Below are 16,310 nucleotides of genomic sequence, written 5' to 3'. Positions count from 1 at the left end.
ATGCGCCGCGGGCGTCGGGTGGGAAAGGCCCGTGCCGCGGCGGCAAGCGCCAGCTCCTACGGAGCGAGGCGCTCGGTGACCCAGGCGCCGTCGTCGCCGCGCCGGTAGCGCAGGCGGTCGTGAAGACGGTTGCGGCGCCCCTGCCAGAACTCCACGGAGTCGGGCTCTACGACGTAGCCGCCCCAGTGCTCCGGGCGCGGCACGTCGCCGGGCGGGTCCGGATGGCGGGCGCGCAGCTGCGCCTCGACCGCCTCCAGGGCCGCACGGTCGGGGATGACCTCCGACTGCGGTGAGGCGGAGGCGCCGATCCGCGAGCCGTAGGGGCGCGAGGCGAAGTAGGCGTCTGAAGCCGCGGCGTCGGCCTTGCGGACCGCACCGGTGAGCCGCACCTGGCGCTGGAGGTCGTGCCAGGGGAACAGGACCGAGGCCACCGGGTTGGTCGCGAGGTCCCGGCCCTTGTCCGACCCGTAGTTGGTAAAGAACGTGACGCCGTCCTCGTCCAGGCCTTTCAGCAGGACCGTACGAGCGCTGGGGCGGCCTTCGGCGTCGGCGGTGGCGACGACCATCGCGTTGGGCTCGCCGATCCCGCCCGCCTCGGCGTCGCCCAGCCAGCGCGCGAGCATCGCGCTCCACGTCGGCGCCAGATCGCCCTCCTCCAGGCCGCCACGCTCGTAGCTGCGGCGCATGGCGGCGAGGTGCTGCGGGTCGGGTGTGGGGTCGTAGGGCATGCCCCTCGGAGCCTACGCAAGGCTCCGAGGGGCAGCGCGCCCGCTGCTACTTGCTGACGGCGGCGAGCGCGTCGATCACGCCGTCGCCGTAGAACCCGTTGCGCTTGACCGGACCCTCGCAGTAGGCGTCCGGCACCTGCCGCGTCGCGGGCAGCCCGTCGTAGTGGTAGAGCCGCGGCGACGGGCAGGCCGTGTCGGTCGCGGTCTTCTGGATGAGCTTCTGGACGCGGTCGGGCGGCAGCGTCAGCCCGCCCTGGGAGCGGTCCTTCTTGCCGTACTCGCTGACGATCAGCGCCGCCACGCCAACTGCGTGGGGCGTCGCCATCGAGGTGCCCTGCAGGTACTGGTAGTACGCGACCTGGCCGTTCTTGGTGTCCTTGACCACGAACGCGTTGGTCGGCTCGCCCGTCGCCGGGTCGATGTCGCCATTGGCCAGGCCCACGGCCTTCGGGTACGGAGCGAGGATCTCGTTGGCCGGGTTGGCGATCTTGTCCGTGCCCGGGAAGTCGTAGTAGTCGCCGCCCGGAGCGGACACGTCAGCCTGCTCGGTGCCGTAGTTGGAGTAGTACGCCTTGCGGCCGGACGGGCCGGTCGACGTGACGCCGATGACGCCCTCGCCCTCCGTCGGGAGGTTCAGGCACGAGTTGTCGATGTTGCGGTCGTGCGGCGAGGTCTCCGCGTCCGGGTAGTCCGGCGAGGTGTCGTCGAAGTCCGGGTAGCCGAGGTCGGTGTTCTCGTTGCCCTCGGCGGACACCAGCGTCACGCCGCGGTCACGGGCATAGGCCAGCGCGCGCTGCGTCGCCTCGATGATCGTCTGCTGCTCGGCCTGCTGCTCCGGCGTGTCGGCCGGGTTGGACGCGCAGTTGTAGAGCCACGGGTCGATGTAGAACGACATGTTGACGACGTCGATGCCGTGGTCGCCCGCGTAGGTCAGGGCGTCGACCGTGGGCTGGAGGAAGAAGTAGCCGGAGTCCTGGCCGGCGCGCAGGTTGACGAGGTCGACGCGCGGCGCGACGCCCGCGATGCCGAGGCCGTTCAGCGGCGCGCCGATCGTGCCGGCGACGTGCGTGCCGTGGCCGTCCTCGTCGACGTCGGCCGGGTCCTCGCAGGAGCCGTCAGGGTCGGTGTCGCAGGCGCCGTCGATGATCGGGTCGTCGACGGTGAAGTTGCGGCTCAGCGCGCGGTCGAAGTTCGGCGCGATGTCCGGATGGGAGCCGTCGACGCCGGTGTCGATGATCCCGACGCGGACGTCCTTGGTGCCCTGCTGCGTGGCGTAGGAGCCCGCCGTGGTCGCGTGGATCGCCTGCATGTCCCACTGCAGCGAGGACAGCGGGTCGCCCGGGCTCGTGTAGCCGGACAGCGGATCGGCGGCGCCGCCCTGGGCCTTCTGCGCCTGGCGCTCGGCGTTGAGCCGCTCGACCTGGTCACGGTCGCGCTGCGTGCGCGACTGCGCCGGGACCTGGCCGATCGACCGCTCGGTCGCCGCGCCCTTGATGCCGGGCCGGGCCGCGGCGTCGGCGGCGAAGTCGCCGTCGGTGGAGCGGACGGTCGCCAGGCCGATCGCGGCGTTGACCTTCTGGACCGTGCCGCCGGCGGCCTCGATCGACTGGGTGGCCTGGTCGACGTTGGCGCCTTGGTCGAAGAGGACGACGTAGGTGCGGGCATCCTCGCCCTGGGCCGAGGAGCCGGTGGCGACGACGCCTCCGACTGCGCCTGCCGCCGCGACGGCGGAAAGGGCGCAAAGGACCGGTTTGATACGCAAGAGAGAGCTCCCTGAAGGGTTTCGGGACGGTGTGGAGCGCAACGGATTCCCCGGCGCTCAGGGACCGAAACCAGGGGACCGAGACCAGGCGCTACGGCGTGACGGGTGCCGCGAGCAGGCGGCGGACCTGGCGCGCGAGGGCGTCCGGGTCCGGGTCCTTGATCAGGAAGGCGTCGGCGCCAGCGTGGCGCGCGAGCGTTCGGTCGCGCTCATCGTCGAGGCCGGTGATCATCGCGATCCGCACGCCCCCGAGCGTCGGCTCGGCACGCAGGTTGCGGCACGCGACGATCCCGCTGCCGCCGGGCATGCGCCAGTCGAGCAGGATCGCGTCCGGACATTCGCGCAGCGCGACCTCAACGGCTTCCTGGGCGTTGGCGCCCTCGACCACGGCGAATTCCTCGCCTTCCAGCGCAGCGCGGACGTATGCGCGGAAGCCCGCGTCGTCGTCCACCACGAGGACCGTGGTTTCGGCCATGCACCTGAATCTAACGCGCTGGAACGCCGTGCGTGCCGGAACGGCAGAATTCGAACGGGTTAGGTGGCCGCAGAGGACAGCCTCGCCGCCGCCTCGGCGATGGCCCCGTCGGGCAGCGCGAGCGACAGCCGCGCCCAGCCCGCGCCGGTCGGACCGAAGCCTTCGCCGGGCGCGACGCCGACGCGATGCTCTTCGATCAGCCGTTGTGGCGTGACACCGGGCGGCAGCTTCCACCACAGGAAGAACGAGCCGCGGGCCGGCGCGGTGGGCGCACCGGCGGCGGTCAGCGCGCCGACCATCAGGTCGCGGCGGCGCTCGTAGATCTCGCGGCGGGCGGCGACGTCTGACTGGTCGGACGTCAGCGCCGCGATCAGCCCGCGCTGGATCCCGCTCCAGACGCCGGCGGTCATGTGGTCCAGGAGCGTCTGGATGCGCGCGATCAGCACCGGCGCGCCCACCGCGAGGCCGACGCGCCAGCCGGCCATCCCGTAGATCTTGGACGGCGACCACAGCTCGATCGCGACGTCGCGAGCGTCAGGGACCTCCAGGATCGAGCGGGCGCGGGCGCCGTCGAAGGCCAGGAAGCCGTAGGCGAGGTCGTTGAGGACCCAGGCGTCGCGCTCGCGCGCGAAGGCCACGGCCTGCTCGAACGTGCCGGGGCGCTCGGTCGCGCCGGTCGGGTTGGAGGGGTAGTTGAGGACGACGAGCGCGACGTCGCGCGAGTTGACGTCCGCCGCCGCCTCGTCAAAGCGTGGCTGGAAGTCGTCGTCGGGGTCCAGACGCAGCGAGATCACGCGCGCGCCGGCCAGCGCCGCGCCGCTGAGGTAGTCCGGGTAGCCCGGGTCCGGCAGCAGGACCGCGTCGCCGTCGCCGGCCGCGGCCAGCGTGGCGAGCATGATCCCCGTCTTGGTCCCCGGGACCACCGCGACCTCGCGGTCGGGGTCGATCTCCACGCCGTGGTCGATCCGGTAGCGCTCGGCGATCGCCCGCTTGAGCTCCGGGTGGCCGCCAAACGGCGGGTAGCCGTGGATCTGTGCAGTCGCGGTGTGCGACGCGGCCTCTTGGAGCGCGGCGATCGCGTGCGGCGGCGGCGCGATGTCCGGGTTGCCGCGGCCGAGGTCGATGAACTCCGGCCCGGGCTGCGCGGCGGCGTGGGCGGCCTGCGCGAGGATCCCCTTGAAGTACTGCTCGGGCAGCTGTGCCAGGCGCGCGGGGCGCGGGCGGTAGTGGTCGGCGTCGTCGGTGATGTTGGTGGTCATGTGAGCGCGTGGCGCAGGCGCTCGCGCGCCTCGTGGAAGTGCACGAACTCATACGCCATCAGCGCGCAGCTGAGGACCGAGACCGCTGCCAGCGCGGCAAGCGCGGGCACGTGGGTCGCGACCGGGATAAGCGCGATCAGGACGACCGACAGGACGAGGCGGCCGGTGTTGAGCGTCTTGACGTTGCGCAGGCGGAACGCGACGTGCGAGAGGAAGTAGAGCGCGACGCCGCCGCAAAGACCGATCGCGGGGATCGTCTCCAGGTGGTGCTCGCCGTGGCCGAGCGTGGTCTTGACGCCGAGCGAGAACAGCACGATCCCGGCGACCATCGGCAGGTGCAGGTAGGTGTAGGAGTCGCGGGCGATCCGCGCGCGCTCCAGCCCGGCCGAGGCGCGGAAGCGGTGCTCGGCGACGATCGCGACGACGTCGAAGTACGCCCACCACATCGCGGCTGCGGCGGCCATCCCGAGCAGGACGCCGACGATCAGGTCGGCGTCCATCGCCTGGCCCTGGGCGCCGACGCCGACCGACACGATGGACTCGCCCAAGGCGATGATGATGATCAGCCCGAAACGCTCGGCGAGGTGCCCGGCCTGGACCTGCCAGCCCTCGACGCCCTGGACGTAGAGCGCGAGGACGTCGATCCCGATCGCCAGGCCCCAGCAGACGTAGCGGGCGGTGCCCTCGTCGACGAGGCCGGCGAGAACGAACAGCAGGCCGACGGGGACCATCGAGCGGCCGAGCTTGACGACGACGGTGTTGAGGTTCGGGTCGCGCCGGGCGAGGACCGCGTAGGCGACGATGTGCAGCACCCGCACCGCGCAGTAGGCGACGCCGAACGCGAGCGCGTCGGCGCCGAACGCGCGCGGGACGGCGATCGCGGCGACCGCCATCGCAGCCATCGCGGCGAGCAGGGTCACGCGGAAGAGGCCGTCGTCGGCCCGGGCCGTGTTGCCCAGCCAGGCGTAACAGCCCCACGCCCACCAGATCGCGACGAGGATCGCCAGGCCCTCGAACAAGTGCTTGGTGTCGGGCTCGTGGGCGATGAAGGCGGTGACCTGGGTGATCGCGAAGACGAACACCAAGTCGAAGAACAGCTCCAGCGGGGTGACGCGCTGCTCGTGCTCGGTCGCCGGCTCGGACTCGGTCGCGATCGCGGTCATTGGTCGCGGTAGCCTCGCAGACGATGGCGACGCCGCGAGAGGTCCGCGCGAAGAAGAAGTGCTGCAAGAGCGGGCCCCGGTGCAAGAAGTGCCCGGTCGTGCTCAAGCGGCTGAGCATCGCCGGGTACGCGGAGCGGACCGGGAAGCGCACCTACGTGCTGGACGCCGACGTGCCGAAGAAGGCCGTCAAGGCGGCGCGCACCAAGCACGCCGTGGTCGGTCAGCGCTCGTCGACGTAGAGCGACTGCGCGCCGGTGCCGATCCGGCCGCGCTCGTCGAGCAGGACCGTGGTCGCCTGACCGGAGCCCTCGGCGCCGAAGTCGGTGCGGGCGTCGAGGCCGATCCATTCGCCGGTCGGCTCGCGGTGCAGGTGGACGGTCAAGTCGGTGTTGACGAACAGGTGCGTCTCGAACGAGAGCGCGCGCGAGATGCCGTTGCCGAAGTCGGCGAAGGCGACCGCGCGTTGGAGCGGCGTCGGATCCTCGCCCGCGACGAGCGGCATCCTGAAGCGGAACCAGCCCAGCCGCGCAGTCCCGTTGGTGCGGGCGACGACGATCTCGGCGGCGGAGAGGTGGAAGCCGTGGTCCTCCCCCGCGCCGGACCAGGTGACGGGCTCGGCGCCTTGTGGGCCGGGGACCGGCGGGTCGTCGATGCGCGCGCTGTCGGGGATCGCGACGGGCGCGCGGCGCAGCAGCGTGGCGTTGGCGCGCAGGACGGGCATCCCGTCGGCGGTGGCGAGCGACGCCTCCGCCAACGCCAGGCGCTTGCCGGGGCGCGTGATCGCCGCGCTGGCCTTGACGGGCTCCATCGGGACCGCGCGCGGGAACTCGACGGCGAGCCGGACGATCCGCATCGGCGCAGGTGTGTCGAGGGCCTCGATGGCGCGCGCGAGCAGCGCTGTCGGTCCGCCGCCGTGCATCGACGCCGCGTCCCACGGCCCGCGGGCGTGGACGGTCGGGACGAGCAGGTCGCCGTCAGGGACGAAGACGGCGTGCGCGTCGGCGCCGCCGCTCATCGCAGCTCCTTGCGGATCACGATCTTCAGCCCGGACCAGATCGCGTCGATCGCGCACACCTTCACGTCGACCAGGCCCGTCGGCAGCACCACTTCGCGCACCACGTCCTCGGTCACGTCCGTCGGCACCTTCGACGCCTTCTTCGGCCACGCGATCCAGACCATGCCGTCGGGCGCGATCGCCTTGCGCAGGACATCCAACCGCCGCTCCAGATCCCGCCGCGCGGTGACGCTCACTCTTCCGCTTCGTCCGGCTGCCCTTCGACGACGTGCAGCGGGATCGACTTGGAGTCGGCGTCGACGATGTGCTCCAGCTGGTAGGTGCCGGTGACGGTCGCCTCCCACTGGACGGCGGAGGGCAGGACGATGCCGTTGAGCCACTCGCGCCGCGGGTTCTCGGTCCCGATCTCGAACTCGCCGCCGACGTCGCTGACGACGTTCCCGGCCGGATCGGTGACGACGTTGCGCATCTGGTGGACCGTGCCCGCCGTCAGCTCGTCAGCTGTCGCGGTCAGCCGCACCGCGCACAGCACTTGCAGCCCGGCCGGCAGCTCGGGCACCCAGAAGGTGTCGATCCCCGCCCCGATCATGGACCCCAAGTTGTCGTGGACCTCCACATAGCGGCACGGGATCACCCAGTCGACGTTCATGGCCCGACAGCCTACGACGCGGTGACGCCGGCGCGGACGCGAGGGTCCAGCCAAAGCAGCAAGAGGTCGAAGAGGAGCGTCGTCAGGCCGATGAGCAGGGCGCCGACGGCGGTCATGCCGAGGATGAGCGGGACGTTGGAGGTGCCGATCGAGCGGGTGAGGTCGTGGAAGACGCCATCGATCGAGAAGACCTGCTCGACGAGGACGACGTTGGTGATCAGGACGGGCATGGCGCTGGAGGCGAGCATCGCGGTGGGTGCGAGCGCGGCGGGAGCGATGTGGCGACGACGGATCGCGGATTCGCTGACGCCCTTGGCGCGGGCGGCGCGGACGTACTCCTCGTCGCCGACCTCGACCATCTGCCCCAACATGGTTCGCAGGCACATGCCGGCCAGTGGCAAGCCGACGACGATCCAGGGCACGATGATCGACTTCAGCCAGCCGGTGAGGGACTCGCTGAAGTCGACGTAGCGCAAGGGGATGCCGAGCGAGAGCCGGCCGATGTCCTCGCCGAAGATCAGCAGCGACATCAGGCCGACGACGTAGACCGGCGCGACGAGGCCGGCCATCGCGACGCCCTGGATCGCGCGCGACGCCCAGCCGCGCGGGTTGCGAGAGCACCACACGGCGCCGCTGACCCCGGTGGCGACGCCAAACGCCAGGCCGCCGGCGAGCACCGCGACGTCGTTGGGGAAGCCGCTGCGGATCAGCTCGGCGACCGGCGTCCGGCTGCCCTGCTGCGAGCGGCCGAAGTCGAAGTGCAGGAACGCGCGGTTCAAGAACCCCCACAACGTCTGGTCGTCGCCGTCGAACAGGTTCGGGCGCAGCGCGTGGAAGAGCAGCCAGGCGGTAGCGGTCGCCGCGACGACGACCACGGCGATCCCAGCCATACGAGCAACGATGCGGGTCACTCCGCCGACAGGCCCGCCTCCGCCACGACCGAGGCGATGACCTTGCTCAGCTGGCCGCCCTGCCAGGCGATCGGGGAGGAGCCCTCGTCCTCGACGACCAGCCGCGCGCCCGGGATCAGCGAGGCGTACAACTCGCCGACGGCGAGCGGGTGGCCGGGATCGGGCTCGTCGCGGTCGGCGACGACGACGGTGGGCGCGGCGATGCGCTCGAGATCCGCTCGCGCCGCGAAGGGCCGCGAGCGCGGCACGGCGCGCAACGCGTCGGCCACCGCGTCCTGGTGCTCGTGCGCGCTCAGGCGCTGGCGCAGCACGGTCTTCAGCGTGTCCTTCCACTTCTCAGGGCCTTCGTCGCCGTAGGCCTCCACGAAGCCTTCGACGCCGCCGGAGCGGAGACCGTCCGAGAGCGCGTCCCAGCGCGCGAGGTTCCCCGGCCACGCCTCCGGGTCGTAGGCCGGCGTGATCACCACCAGCCCCGCCACGCGCTCGGGATGGTCGAGGGCGAAGCGGATCGACGTGTGCGCCCCCATCGACGCGCCCGCCAACACCGCGCGGTCAAAGCCCGCCTGGTCCATCACCCACAGCAGGTCCTTGGCGAGGTCCTCGTAGGTGTAGGCGTCCGACGTCGGCGCCGGGTCGCTCGCCCCGTGCCCGCGCGCGTCGTAGGCCACCACGTCGTGCCCGGCGCGCTGGAGGGACTTGCTGCCCATCACCACGTACTTGTGGGTCGCGGTCAGCCCGTGCAGGAGCACGACCGGTGCCCCTTCGCCGCTTCGCTCTACGTACAGCATCGCTCGTCGTACCCTAGGAGACATGGCCGTCATCGACGTCACCGAGCAGGACTTCCAGCAGCAGGTCATCGAGAAGTCCCATGAGATCCCCGTCGTCGTCGACTTCTGGGCCGAGTGGTGCGGCCCGTGTCGCTCGCTCGGCCCGATCCTGGAGAAGGAGGCCGGCGCGCGCGAGGGCGACTTCGTCCTGGCCAAGCTCGACACCGACGCCAACCAGCAGCTCGCCGCGCAGTTCGGGATCCAGTCGATCCCGGCCGTCAAGGCGTTCAAGGACGGCAAGGTCGTAGACGAGTTCGTCGGCGCGCTGCCGCCCGCGCGCGTCGCCGCGTTCCTGGACGGGCTGATGCCCAACGAGTCCGACGCGCTCGTCGAGGCCGGCGACGAGGAGTCGCTCAAGCAGGCGATCGCGCTGGACCCCAAGCGCGCCGACGCGAAGATCAAGCTCGCGATCCTCCAGCGCAAGGGCGGCGACCTCGACGCCGCGCTGGCGACGCTCGCCAACGCCCAGGGCGACTTCTCCGCCGACGGCCTCGCGGCCCGCATCCGGCTGGAGCAGACCGGCGACGAGAACGCGCTGGCCGCCTTCAAGGCGCTCGACGGCGGCGACCCGCAGAAGGCCGTCGACCTCCTGATCGACGCCATCGCCAGCGCGAACGGCGCCAAGGACGACCTGCGCCGCGTCGTCGTCGGGATCCTCGACGCGTTCGGCGTCGACCACCCCTTCGCCCGCGACGCCCGCCGTCGCCTGGCGGGCGCGCTCTACTAGGGGAACTACAGCCCACCCGGCGCGCGTTCAGGCGACGCGCCGGGCGGACGTGGGCACCTGGCCCTGCTCTAGGCCACCTTGAAGGTCGCCACCAGGTCGGCCAGCGAGTCCGCGCGGCGCGCCAGGTCCTGGGCGCCGGTCGCGATCTCCTGGGCCGACGCTGAGGTCTCCTGCGTCGAGGCGGACACCTGCTCGGTGGCCGCGGTCGACTGCTGGGCCACGGAGACGATGTCGTCCATGTCGCCCTGCATCTTGGTCGAGGCCTGCGCGATCTTGCGGACCGCTGCGGTGATCTCCTCGACGCGGTCGTGCACGTCGCCGACCGAGCCGTCGATGCGCAGGAACGACGCGCGGGCCTGCTCGACGGTGGCGGCGCCGTCCTCGGTCTGGGCCGCGCCGGCCTGGACGACCGACAGCGCGCGCTGGGACTCGGTCTGCATCGAGCCGATCAGGGCGCCGATCTCCTGCGCGGCCTTCTGCGAGCTCTCGGCGAGCTTGCGGACCTCGTCGGCGACGACCGCGAAGCCGCGGCCCTGGTCGCCGGCGCGGGCGGCCTCGATGGCGGCGTTCAGCGCCAGCAGGTTGGTCTGCTCGGCGATGCCGGTGATCGCCTCGACGATCCCGCCGATCTGCTGGGACTTGCGCTCGAGGTCCTCCATCGTCTCGCTGATCGCGGCGGACGAGTCGCGGACGGCGGCCATCGCCTTGGTGGCGGTCGTGACGGCCTTGGCGCCCTCCTCGGCGGCGGAGCGAGCGTCGCGGGCGGCCTCGCGGGCGCCCTCGGCGGTCGACTCGGAGGCGGTGGTGACGTTGACGACGTCGACCGCGACCTCCTGGGCGCCGCCGATCACGTGCATCTGGCGCTCGGAGCCGGAGGCGACGTCGGCGACCGCGTGGGCGATCTCCTCGATCGCGCGGTGCGTCTCCTCGGAGGAGCGGGCCATCTCGGTCGACGCGGCGCGCAGGCCGATGGCGGTGTCGGAGACCTGCGCGACGATCGACGCCAGCTTGGCGGTCATCTCCGCGAAGGCGTTGCCGAGGACGTCGTCGCCGGACTTCGGCGCGACGGAGGCGGTGAGGTCGCCGTCGGCGATCGCGGCCGCGGTCTCGGCGACCTCGGCGAGGTCGCCGCGCATGCCGTTGTAGGCCTCGATCGACTCCTGGGCGCGACCCAGCATCGAGTTGAAGGTGTCGGCCAGCGCGCCGATCTCGTGGCCCGGGCGAGCGGTGATCGGCGTGGTGACCGGGGTCGCCGCGACGCTGAGGTCACCCTGCTCGGCGACGGCGACGAGACCGCTCTGGAGCGCGGTCAGGCAGTTGTCGTTCAGCGAGTTCAGGCGGGCGGTGAGGTCGCCGAGGCAGGAGCGGTCGCCGAGCGCGGCGCGCAGCTCCTCGCGCATGACGTTGAACTGGACCAGGCCGCCCTGGGCGCGGCCGAGCATCGAGTTGAAGGTCTCGGTCAGCGCGCCGGCGAAAGCGCCGGGCGCGACCGCGATCGGCTCCGTGGCGGGAGCGAGCTCGCGGGTGAGGTCGCCTTCGGCGACGGCGGTGAGGCCGGCGCCCAGGCCGGTAAGGCAGTGCTCGTCCAGCGAGAGGAGGCGGCCGCGGAGGTCCTGGAGCGAGGAACGGTCGCCGAGCGCGGCGCGCAGCTCTTCACGATGGGCGTTGTAGGCGTTGAGCGCGTTCTGCGCGCGACGGAGCATCGCGTTGAACGTGTCCACCAGTTCCGTGACCTGCGGATCCTCGGAGTGAAGGTCGATGGGGCGCGTGACGGGCTCGACGCTGCGCGTGAGGTCGCCGGCCGCCATGTCGGCGAGGCCCTGTTCGAGGGAGGCGAGGCAGTTGGCCTCGAGCGAGTTGAGCCGCGACTGAAGCTGGGCGAGCGCCGGGTCGGGCTTCTTGGAGGAGCGGAGGAAGGCGAGCATGATCTGTCCCTCTCCTCGGCACGCAGCGAGACTCACTGAATGTCAGAATCCTGATGAACTCCGGACGGCTAAGCCATCCGGCCATCTGGCGTCTACCCACTCATGGTGGCCAGCGCGTGCCCACGGATCAGATCCGCGCTGATGGTGGGCTTTTCCCACCAGAACATGTGCCCAACGGTGGGAAGAACTTCCAGCGTTGAACCCGGGATCAGCGACGCGATCATCCGGCCATTGCCAACTGGCAGCATGCGGTCCGCGTCGCCGTGGATCACGAGCGTCGGGAGCCCTTCGAGCTGCGGCAGCCTGGCGCTCGTGTCGTGCCCGCCGATCGCCTGCATCTGGAGCATGATCACCGGCAGCGGCGCGGGCAGCGCCTTGGCCATCGCGCGGAACGCCTCGTAGGCGCCGGGCTGGGCGGCGAACTCGGCCGACACGTTGACCTCGAAGCCGGTGCGGATCGCCAGCTCGCGGTCGCCGGACTGGAAGCCTTGTGCGAGCTTGGCGAGCGTCTCGGGCGGCGCGAGCTCGGAGCCTTCGCCGCCGCAGTACGTGCAGCCGAGCGTCAGCGTCCGGACCCGGTCCGGATGGGCGAGCGCGAGCTCCTGGGCGATCATCCCGCCCATCGAGATGCCGACCACGTGCGCGGTCTCCCATCCGAGCGCGTCGAGCACCCCGGCGGCGTCCTGCGCCAGCTCCTTGATCGTGAACGGCTCGCCAACCGGATCGCTGCGCCCGATCCCACGGTGGTCGTAGGCCACCACGTCGAAGTCCTCCGCCAACCCCTTCAGGAACGGCTCACCCCACGCCAGGTGCGTCCCGCTCATCCCCTGGATCAGCAGCAGCGGCTCGCTCCCGCTCCCGGATCGCTGGTGGAACAGCTGACGGCCGCCGACGGTCAGGTGCGTCATGCGGCGGACGCTACACGCTGATCGGCAGGACCAGCTGGCCCGGCGGGACCGGGCGAGGACCCGATCCCCGCCCGCCCTCCGACGGCGTGTCGTCGGCCTCGTCCTCGAAGGAGGCGACGCGGACGCCGAGGAGGCGGACGGGGCGTTGAGGTGCGTAGTCGCGGAAGAGGTCGAGGGCGACGGAGATGATCGTGGCCTCGTCGTTCATGTAGGTGTCGATCGTCTTCGCGCGGGTCACCGTGGTCCAGTCGTCGAGGCGGACCTTGATCGCGATGTTCTTGCCGCGCGTCTCCTTGCGCTGGAGGCCTTCGGCGAGCTTCTTGGCCTGGCCGCGCAGGATCGACTCCAGCTGGGCGTGGTCGGCGACGTCCTCGTCGAAGGTCGTCTCGACCGAGCGCGACTTGGCGACGCGCGTGGTCTCGACCGGCGACTCGTCGTGCAGGTGCGCGCGGCGGTGCAGGTCGTAGCCGTAGCGCTCGCCAAAGCGCTCCTGGAGCTCCTCAACGGGCGCGTTCTGCAACGCGCCGAGCGTCGCGAAGCCCATCTCGGCTAGGCGCGCGGCGGTCTTGGGGCCGATGCCCGGGACGATCCGCGGCGAGCGGTCGGCGATGTGGGCGGCGCACTGCTCGCGGCCGATGGCGACGAAGCCGGCGGGCTTGCCGAGGTCAGACGCGATCTTGGCCACCAGCCGGTTGGGCGCGACGCCGGCCGAGATCTGGATGCCGGTGGCCTCCTTGACGTCGGCGATCAACGCCCTCAACAACGGGATCGGCTTCTCGTCGACGTCGCTGAGGTCCGCGTAGGCCTCGTCGATCCCCGCCTGCTGGAGGATCGCGATCCGCTCGCGGACCACCCCCCACACCTCGCGCGACTTCTCCGAATACGCGGCGTGGTCGGGCGGGATCGTGATCGCCTGCGGGCACCGGCGCTTGGCCTCGGCCGCGCTCATCGCGCTGCCGATCCCGAACTTCCGCGCCTCGTAGGACGCGGTCGTCACGACCGCGCGCGGGCCGGTCCCGGCGACGATCACGGGAAGACCGCGCAGCTCGGGCCGCCGCTGCAGCTCGACGGACGCGAAGAACGCATCGCAGTCGAGGTGGGCGATGACCCGCTTGGCCATGCCCGCCAGGGTACGCGGCGCCAGTGACGGCGACGCGTGGCCCTGGCGGACAGGCCGGTGATGCGGGTGCGACGTCGACGCGGCTAGCGCGTCGTGAGGACCGTGCCGGTCGAGCCGAAGCCGAGCTTCGTCTTCGTCGCGGCGGTCAGGTCGAACTCGCGGGCGCCGACGTACGGGCCGCGGTCGATGACCGGGACGCGCACCGTGCGCCCCTTGTAGTGCAACGTCACCTTGGTGCCGCACGGCAGCGACTTGTTGGCGACGCCGAGCGTGCCCGGCGTCAGCGTCCCGCCGCAGGCGAGGTGGCCGCCGTAGAGGCCCGGGCCGTACCAGGACGCGAGCGCCCGACGGTAGACGCGCGTAGTCCCGGCCTGGTGACGGGCCGAGGACAGCTCGCGGGTGCCGCCGAAGTGCACGCGGATCCGGCGGGTGCCGGTCTTCGCCGCGCGCCAGGCCAGCACGTAGCGGCCCTTGGCGTTCGTGCGGTCGTGATTGACGGTGATCCAGCCGCCGCCACTCTTCTGGCGGACCTGGAGCGCCACCGCACGGCCGGAGCCGGCGGGACGCAGGGTGCCGCGCACGACGACGCGCTTGCCGGCGATCACCGTGCGGCGCACCGAGGACACCGTCAGCGAGGACGAGGCCTTGGTCGCCACCGGCGGCGGGACGGCGGTCTTCGCAGCGGCCGGCGCCGAGGCGGCGGCCGTCGTGTTCTGGGACTGCGTATCGGAATCCGCGACGGCCGGAGCCACCGCGATGATGGTCGTACTCAGCAGCGCGCCGGTGAGACCCGTGGCGCGCAGGTTCTTGAGCCTCAAGGGAGGCACCTCCTGTGGTCATCGCCTACGGGGTTAGCTGTCGGGCTCGCGGCAAGGCCGCCACCACGAACATGCCGGTCTGGCACATACGGGCGACTTCGTCGTCGCTACCGGGCCATCAGGCCCGTGATTCGCCCCATACCGGTCGGATCGCACTCACGACCAGGCAATTGGGTCCCCCGCCCGTCTCCCTATTTGCGTTCAGGTGGAGACGGCTCGGCGTTCGAACAAGCGTTCGCCAGAGTACCCATAGAACTTGATGACTGTGTGAGGAGGCTCACACTGAGAGCGCGTCTGCGGTCCCCGCGAGGACCATCCCGACCATCGCCGGGTAGAGGCAGGCGAACGGATCGAAGCCCTCGCCCACGCGCTGCTGAGCGAGCTCCAGGTAACGATCGATCTCGCTCAACGTTTCCCGATGCTGTGCTTCTGGCGACGTCGCGCACGCGAGCCGCGCCAAGGCCAATGCCTCGCTCGGATCCCCGTCGCGGAAGGCCAATTGCACCGCGGCCGACACCTAGGCGATGACCCGCTCGAACGCGAGCACGCGGCGCCCGAGCGGTACGTCCTCGCCCGGCGCCGGGCCGAGGTCCAGAAGATCCGCTCCGTCCACCACTCGCGCGGTCTGCGCACCCGCGATCGCCCGCGCCTGCTCCGGCGTCAGCCCCACCGCACGCGCGCAGCGCAGCATCAGCAGCGACGGGAAGCGCGGCCCGCCGTAGGGCAGATCCGAGGCGTACAAGATCTGCCCGGGCGGGATCGTGGAGAACAAGGTCAACATGTCGCTGATCAGCCACCACGAGGTGTCGAACAGGATGTTGGGCAGCTCGCGCGCGTGCGGCGCGATCGGCCCGAGGTCGCTGATCCCGGCGTGCGCGAGGATCAGCCGCGCACCCGGATGAGCCCGCGCCAGATCGACGACCGAGGACCCGAGATCAGGGATCCCCCGCCCCGCGTGAAAGAGCACCGGCAGCCGGTGCTCGCCGGCCAGCGCGACGACCTCGTCGACGACGGGGTTGGGCAACGTGAAGGCGTCGCTGCGCGGGTGCAGCTTGAAGCCCCGCGCGCCGGCCGCCAGCAGGCGGTGCGCCTCCTCCAGTGCGTCAGGCGCCTTCGGGTCGATCCGCCCGAGCGGGACCAGACGGCCGCCGGACTCCGCACACGACTTCAACACCCAGTCGTTGGCCTCGCGGTAGCCGTCGGGCTCGTGCATCGCGAACAGCAGCGCGCGCTGCTGGCCGGCGACGTCGAGCGCCTCGACGATCTCCTCCGGGTCGGCCTCAAAGCCGTCCGGGTCGTGGTGGCCGATGTGCGTGTGGGCGTCGAACCACTCCACGTCGGGGCCGAGCCATGCCAGCTCGGCCTCGCGCAGCTCGGTGACGACGTCGTCGAAGGGCAGGCCGCGGACGGGCACGCCCCGACTCTACGCGGCCGCGGCCTCCGCATTGACATCGGCGCCGGTCCGCAGCATCTCCAGCTCGCTGCGCAGCCGCGCCAGCCCGAGCCGGATCCGGCTCTTGGCGGTGCCGAGCGGGACGCCGGCGCGCTCGGCGATCTGATCGGCGGTCAGCCCGCCCCAGTACGCCAGCACGAGCGCCTCGCGCTGGGCGTCCGGCAGGCGGCCGAGCGCGTCGCGCACGGTCGAGCGGTCGGCGGAGGCAAGCGCGAGGTGATCCGGCTGCACGTCGGGCCGCGGCGGATCGTGCGCGACGACGACCTTCAGCCGGTCCTCCGCGCGCCCGGACGCCTGGCCCTCACGCCACAGGTCGACGGCCCGCGAGCGCGCCATCAGGCGCAGGTAGCTGCCGATCTCGCCGCGGCGCGCATCGAACTTCGACGGGTTGCGCCAGACCCGCAAGAAGACGTCTTGGACCACGTCCTGCGCGGCTGAGGCGGACCCGAGCACGCGGAACGCCGTGGCGTGCACGCTGCGGCGGTGCTCGTCGTATACGTGGCCGAAGATGGCGGGGTCGCTGAGGTCCATGGGGTGCTCCAGTCCAAGGGGTCTGTCCTACGGGGCTCG

At 71.7% G+C, this 16,310-nt stretch carries 19 protein-coding genes and 1 riboswitch; of the genes, 2 read left to right on the top strand and 17 right to left on the bottom strand.

Features of this window, described 5'->3' with window-relative positions; all coding sequences use genetic code 11:
* Positions 1-56: 56 nt before the first annotated feature.
* The 5 genes from pdxH to ACT01A_RS00695 form a co-directional block, all read right to left on the bottom strand.
* Positions 57-728 (bottom strand): pyridoxamine 5'-phosphate oxidase, encoded by a 672-nt coding sequence (gene pdxH / locus ACT01A_RS00715; protein WP_445150317.1) that lies wholly within the window; start codon positions 726-728, stop codon positions 57-59.
* A 46-nt stretch (positions 729-774) separates the two neighbouring features.
* Positions 775-2,490 carry a S8 family serine peptidase gene (locus ACT01A_RS00710; RefSeq protein WP_445150316.1) on the bottom strand — a complete coding sequence of 572 codons (1,716 nt, stop codon included), beginning with the start codon at positions 2,488-2,490 and terminating at the stop codon, positions 775-777.
* Positions 2,491-2,581: 91 nt separating this feature from the next.
* The gene (locus ACT01A_RS00705) at positions 2,582-2,965 is read right to left on the bottom strand and encodes a response regulator (protein WP_445150315.1); all 384 of its coding nucleotides are present in this window, start codon (positions 2,963-2,965) and stop codon (positions 2,582-2,584) included.
* Positions 2,966-3,024: 59 nt separating this feature from the next.
* Entirely contained in the window at positions 3,025-4,224 is a 1,200-nt protein-coding gene (locus tag ACT01A_RS00700; protein ID WP_445150314.1) for a pyridoxal phosphate-dependent aminotransferase, read from the bottom strand.
* A complete protein-coding gene (locus ACT01A_RS00695) occupies positions 4,221-5,387 on the bottom strand; it encodes a low temperature requirement protein A (protein ID WP_445150313.1) in 1,167 nt (388 codons plus the stop codon). The genes ACT01A_RS00700 and ACT01A_RS00695 overlap by 4 nt, the downstream gene beginning before the upstream one ends.
* A 23-nt stretch (positions 5,388-5,410) precedes the next feature.
* Here ACT01A_RS00695 and ACT01A_RS00690 point away from each other — a divergent pair, with 23 nt between their 5' ends.
* Positions 5,411-5,626 (top strand): hypothetical protein, encoded by a 216-nt coding sequence (locus ACT01A_RS00690; RefSeq protein ID WP_445150312.1) that lies wholly within the window; start codon positions 5,411-5,413, stop codon positions 5,624-5,626.
* On the opposite strand, the gene ACT01A_RS00685 is transcribed toward ACT01A_RS00690, so the two are convergent.
* Genes ACT01A_RS00685 through ACT01A_RS00665 form a run of 5 tightly spaced genes read right to left on the bottom strand, consistent with a single transcriptional unit; the run spans position 5,608 to position 8,750 of the window.
* Positions 5,608-6,402, bottom strand: a complete 795-nt coding sequence (locus tag ACT01A_RS00685; RefSeq protein ID WP_445150311.1) for a thioesterase family protein — start codon at positions 6,400-6,402, stop codon at positions 5,608-5,610. The two genes, ACT01A_RS00690 and ACT01A_RS00685, sit on opposite strands and share 19 nt — an antisense overlap.
* Positions 6,399-6,746, bottom strand: coding sequence for a hypothetical protein (locus ACT01A_RS00680; protein ID WP_445150310.1), 348 nt, complete (start codon positions 6,744-6,746; stop codon positions 6,399-6,401). Before ACT01A_RS00680 ends, ACT01A_RS00685 begins: the two co-directional genes overlap by 4 nt.
* Positions 6,635-7,051 (bottom strand): DUF6941 family protein, encoded by a 417-nt coding sequence (locus ACT01A_RS00675; protein ID WP_445150309.1) that lies wholly within the window; start codon positions 7,049-7,051, stop codon positions 6,635-6,637. Before ACT01A_RS00675 ends, ACT01A_RS00680 begins: the two co-directional genes overlap by 112 nt.
* 11 nt (positions 7,052-7,062) lie before the next feature.
* Positions 7,063-7,941 (bottom strand): ABC transporter permease, encoded by an 879-nt coding sequence (locus tag ACT01A_RS00670; protein WP_445150308.1) that lies wholly within the window; start codon positions 7,939-7,941, stop codon positions 7,063-7,065.
* Between the two features lie 17 nt (positions 7,942-7,958).
* Positions 7,959-8,750, bottom strand: coding sequence for an alpha/beta fold hydrolase (locus tag ACT01A_RS00665; protein ID WP_445150307.1), 792 nt, complete (start codon positions 8,748-8,750; stop codon positions 7,959-7,961).
* Positions 8,751-8,772: 22 nt separating this feature from the next.
* Here ACT01A_RS00665 and trxA point away from each other — a divergent pair, with 22 nt between their 5' ends.
* Positions 8,773-9,516: a thioredoxin gene (gene trxA / locus ACT01A_RS00660; RefSeq protein WP_445150306.1), complete on the top strand. Its 744-nt coding sequence runs from the start codon at positions 8,773-8,775 to the stop codon at positions 9,514-9,516.
* 68 nt (positions 9,517-9,584) lie between these two features.
* Here the strand turns inward: trxA and ACT01A_RS00655 are convergent, their stop codons facing one another.
* The 7 genes from ACT01A_RS00655 to ACT01A_RS00625 form a co-directional block, all read right to left on the bottom strand.
* On the bottom strand, positions 9,585-11,441 hold the full coding sequence (locus ACT01A_RS00655; RefSeq protein ID WP_445150305.1) for a methyl-accepting chemotaxis protein: 1,857 nt from the start codon (positions 11,439-11,441) through the stop codon (positions 9,585-9,587).
* Between the two features lie 92 nt (positions 11,442-11,533).
* On the bottom strand, positions 11,534-12,349 hold the full coding sequence (locus tag ACT01A_RS00650; protein ID WP_445150304.1) for an alpha/beta fold hydrolase: 816 nt from the start codon (positions 12,347-12,349) through the stop codon (positions 11,534-11,536).
* Positions 12,350-12,359: 10 nt separating this feature from the next.
* The gene (gene dinB, locus ACT01A_RS00645; protein ID WP_445150303.1) at positions 12,360-13,469 is read right to left on the bottom strand and encodes a DNA polymerase IV; all 1,110 of its coding nucleotides are present in this window, start codon (positions 13,467-13,469) and stop codon (positions 12,360-12,362) included.
* Positions 13,470-13,552: 83 nt separating this feature from the next.
* Positions 13,553-14,287: a septal ring lytic transglycosylase RlpA family protein gene (locus ACT01A_RS00640; protein WP_445150302.1), complete on the bottom strand. Its 735-nt coding sequence runs from the start codon at positions 14,285-14,287 to the stop codon at positions 13,553-13,555.
* Between the two features lie 7 nt (positions 14,288-14,294).
* Positions 14,295-14,519: riboswitch (cyclic di-AMP (ydaO/yuaA leader) on the bottom strand.
* Positions 14,520-14,564: 45 nt separating this feature from the next.
* Entirely contained in the window at positions 14,565-14,696 is a 132-nt protein-coding gene (locus tag ACT01A_RS00635) for a hypothetical protein (protein ID WP_445150301.1), read from the bottom strand.
* A 108-nt stretch (positions 14,697-14,804) separates the two neighbouring features.
* Positions 14,805-15,701 (bottom strand): amidohydrolase family protein, encoded by an 897-nt coding sequence (locus ACT01A_RS00630; RefSeq protein ID WP_445150300.1) that lies wholly within the window; start codon positions 15,699-15,701, stop codon positions 14,805-14,807.
* A gap of 9 nt (positions 15,702-15,710) precedes the next feature.
* A complete protein-coding gene (locus tag ACT01A_RS00625) occupies positions 15,711-16,271 on the bottom strand; it encodes a sigma-70 family RNA polymerase sigma factor (RefSeq protein ID WP_445150299.1) in 561 nt (186 codons plus the stop codon).
* Positions 16,272-16,310 lie beyond the last annotated feature (39 nt).

Source organism: Baekduia sp. Peel2402 (genome assembly GCF_052567285.1).
The sequence above is the reverse complement of the archived record's forward strand: the minus strand, read 5'-3'. Positions and strand labels throughout refer to the sequence as shown.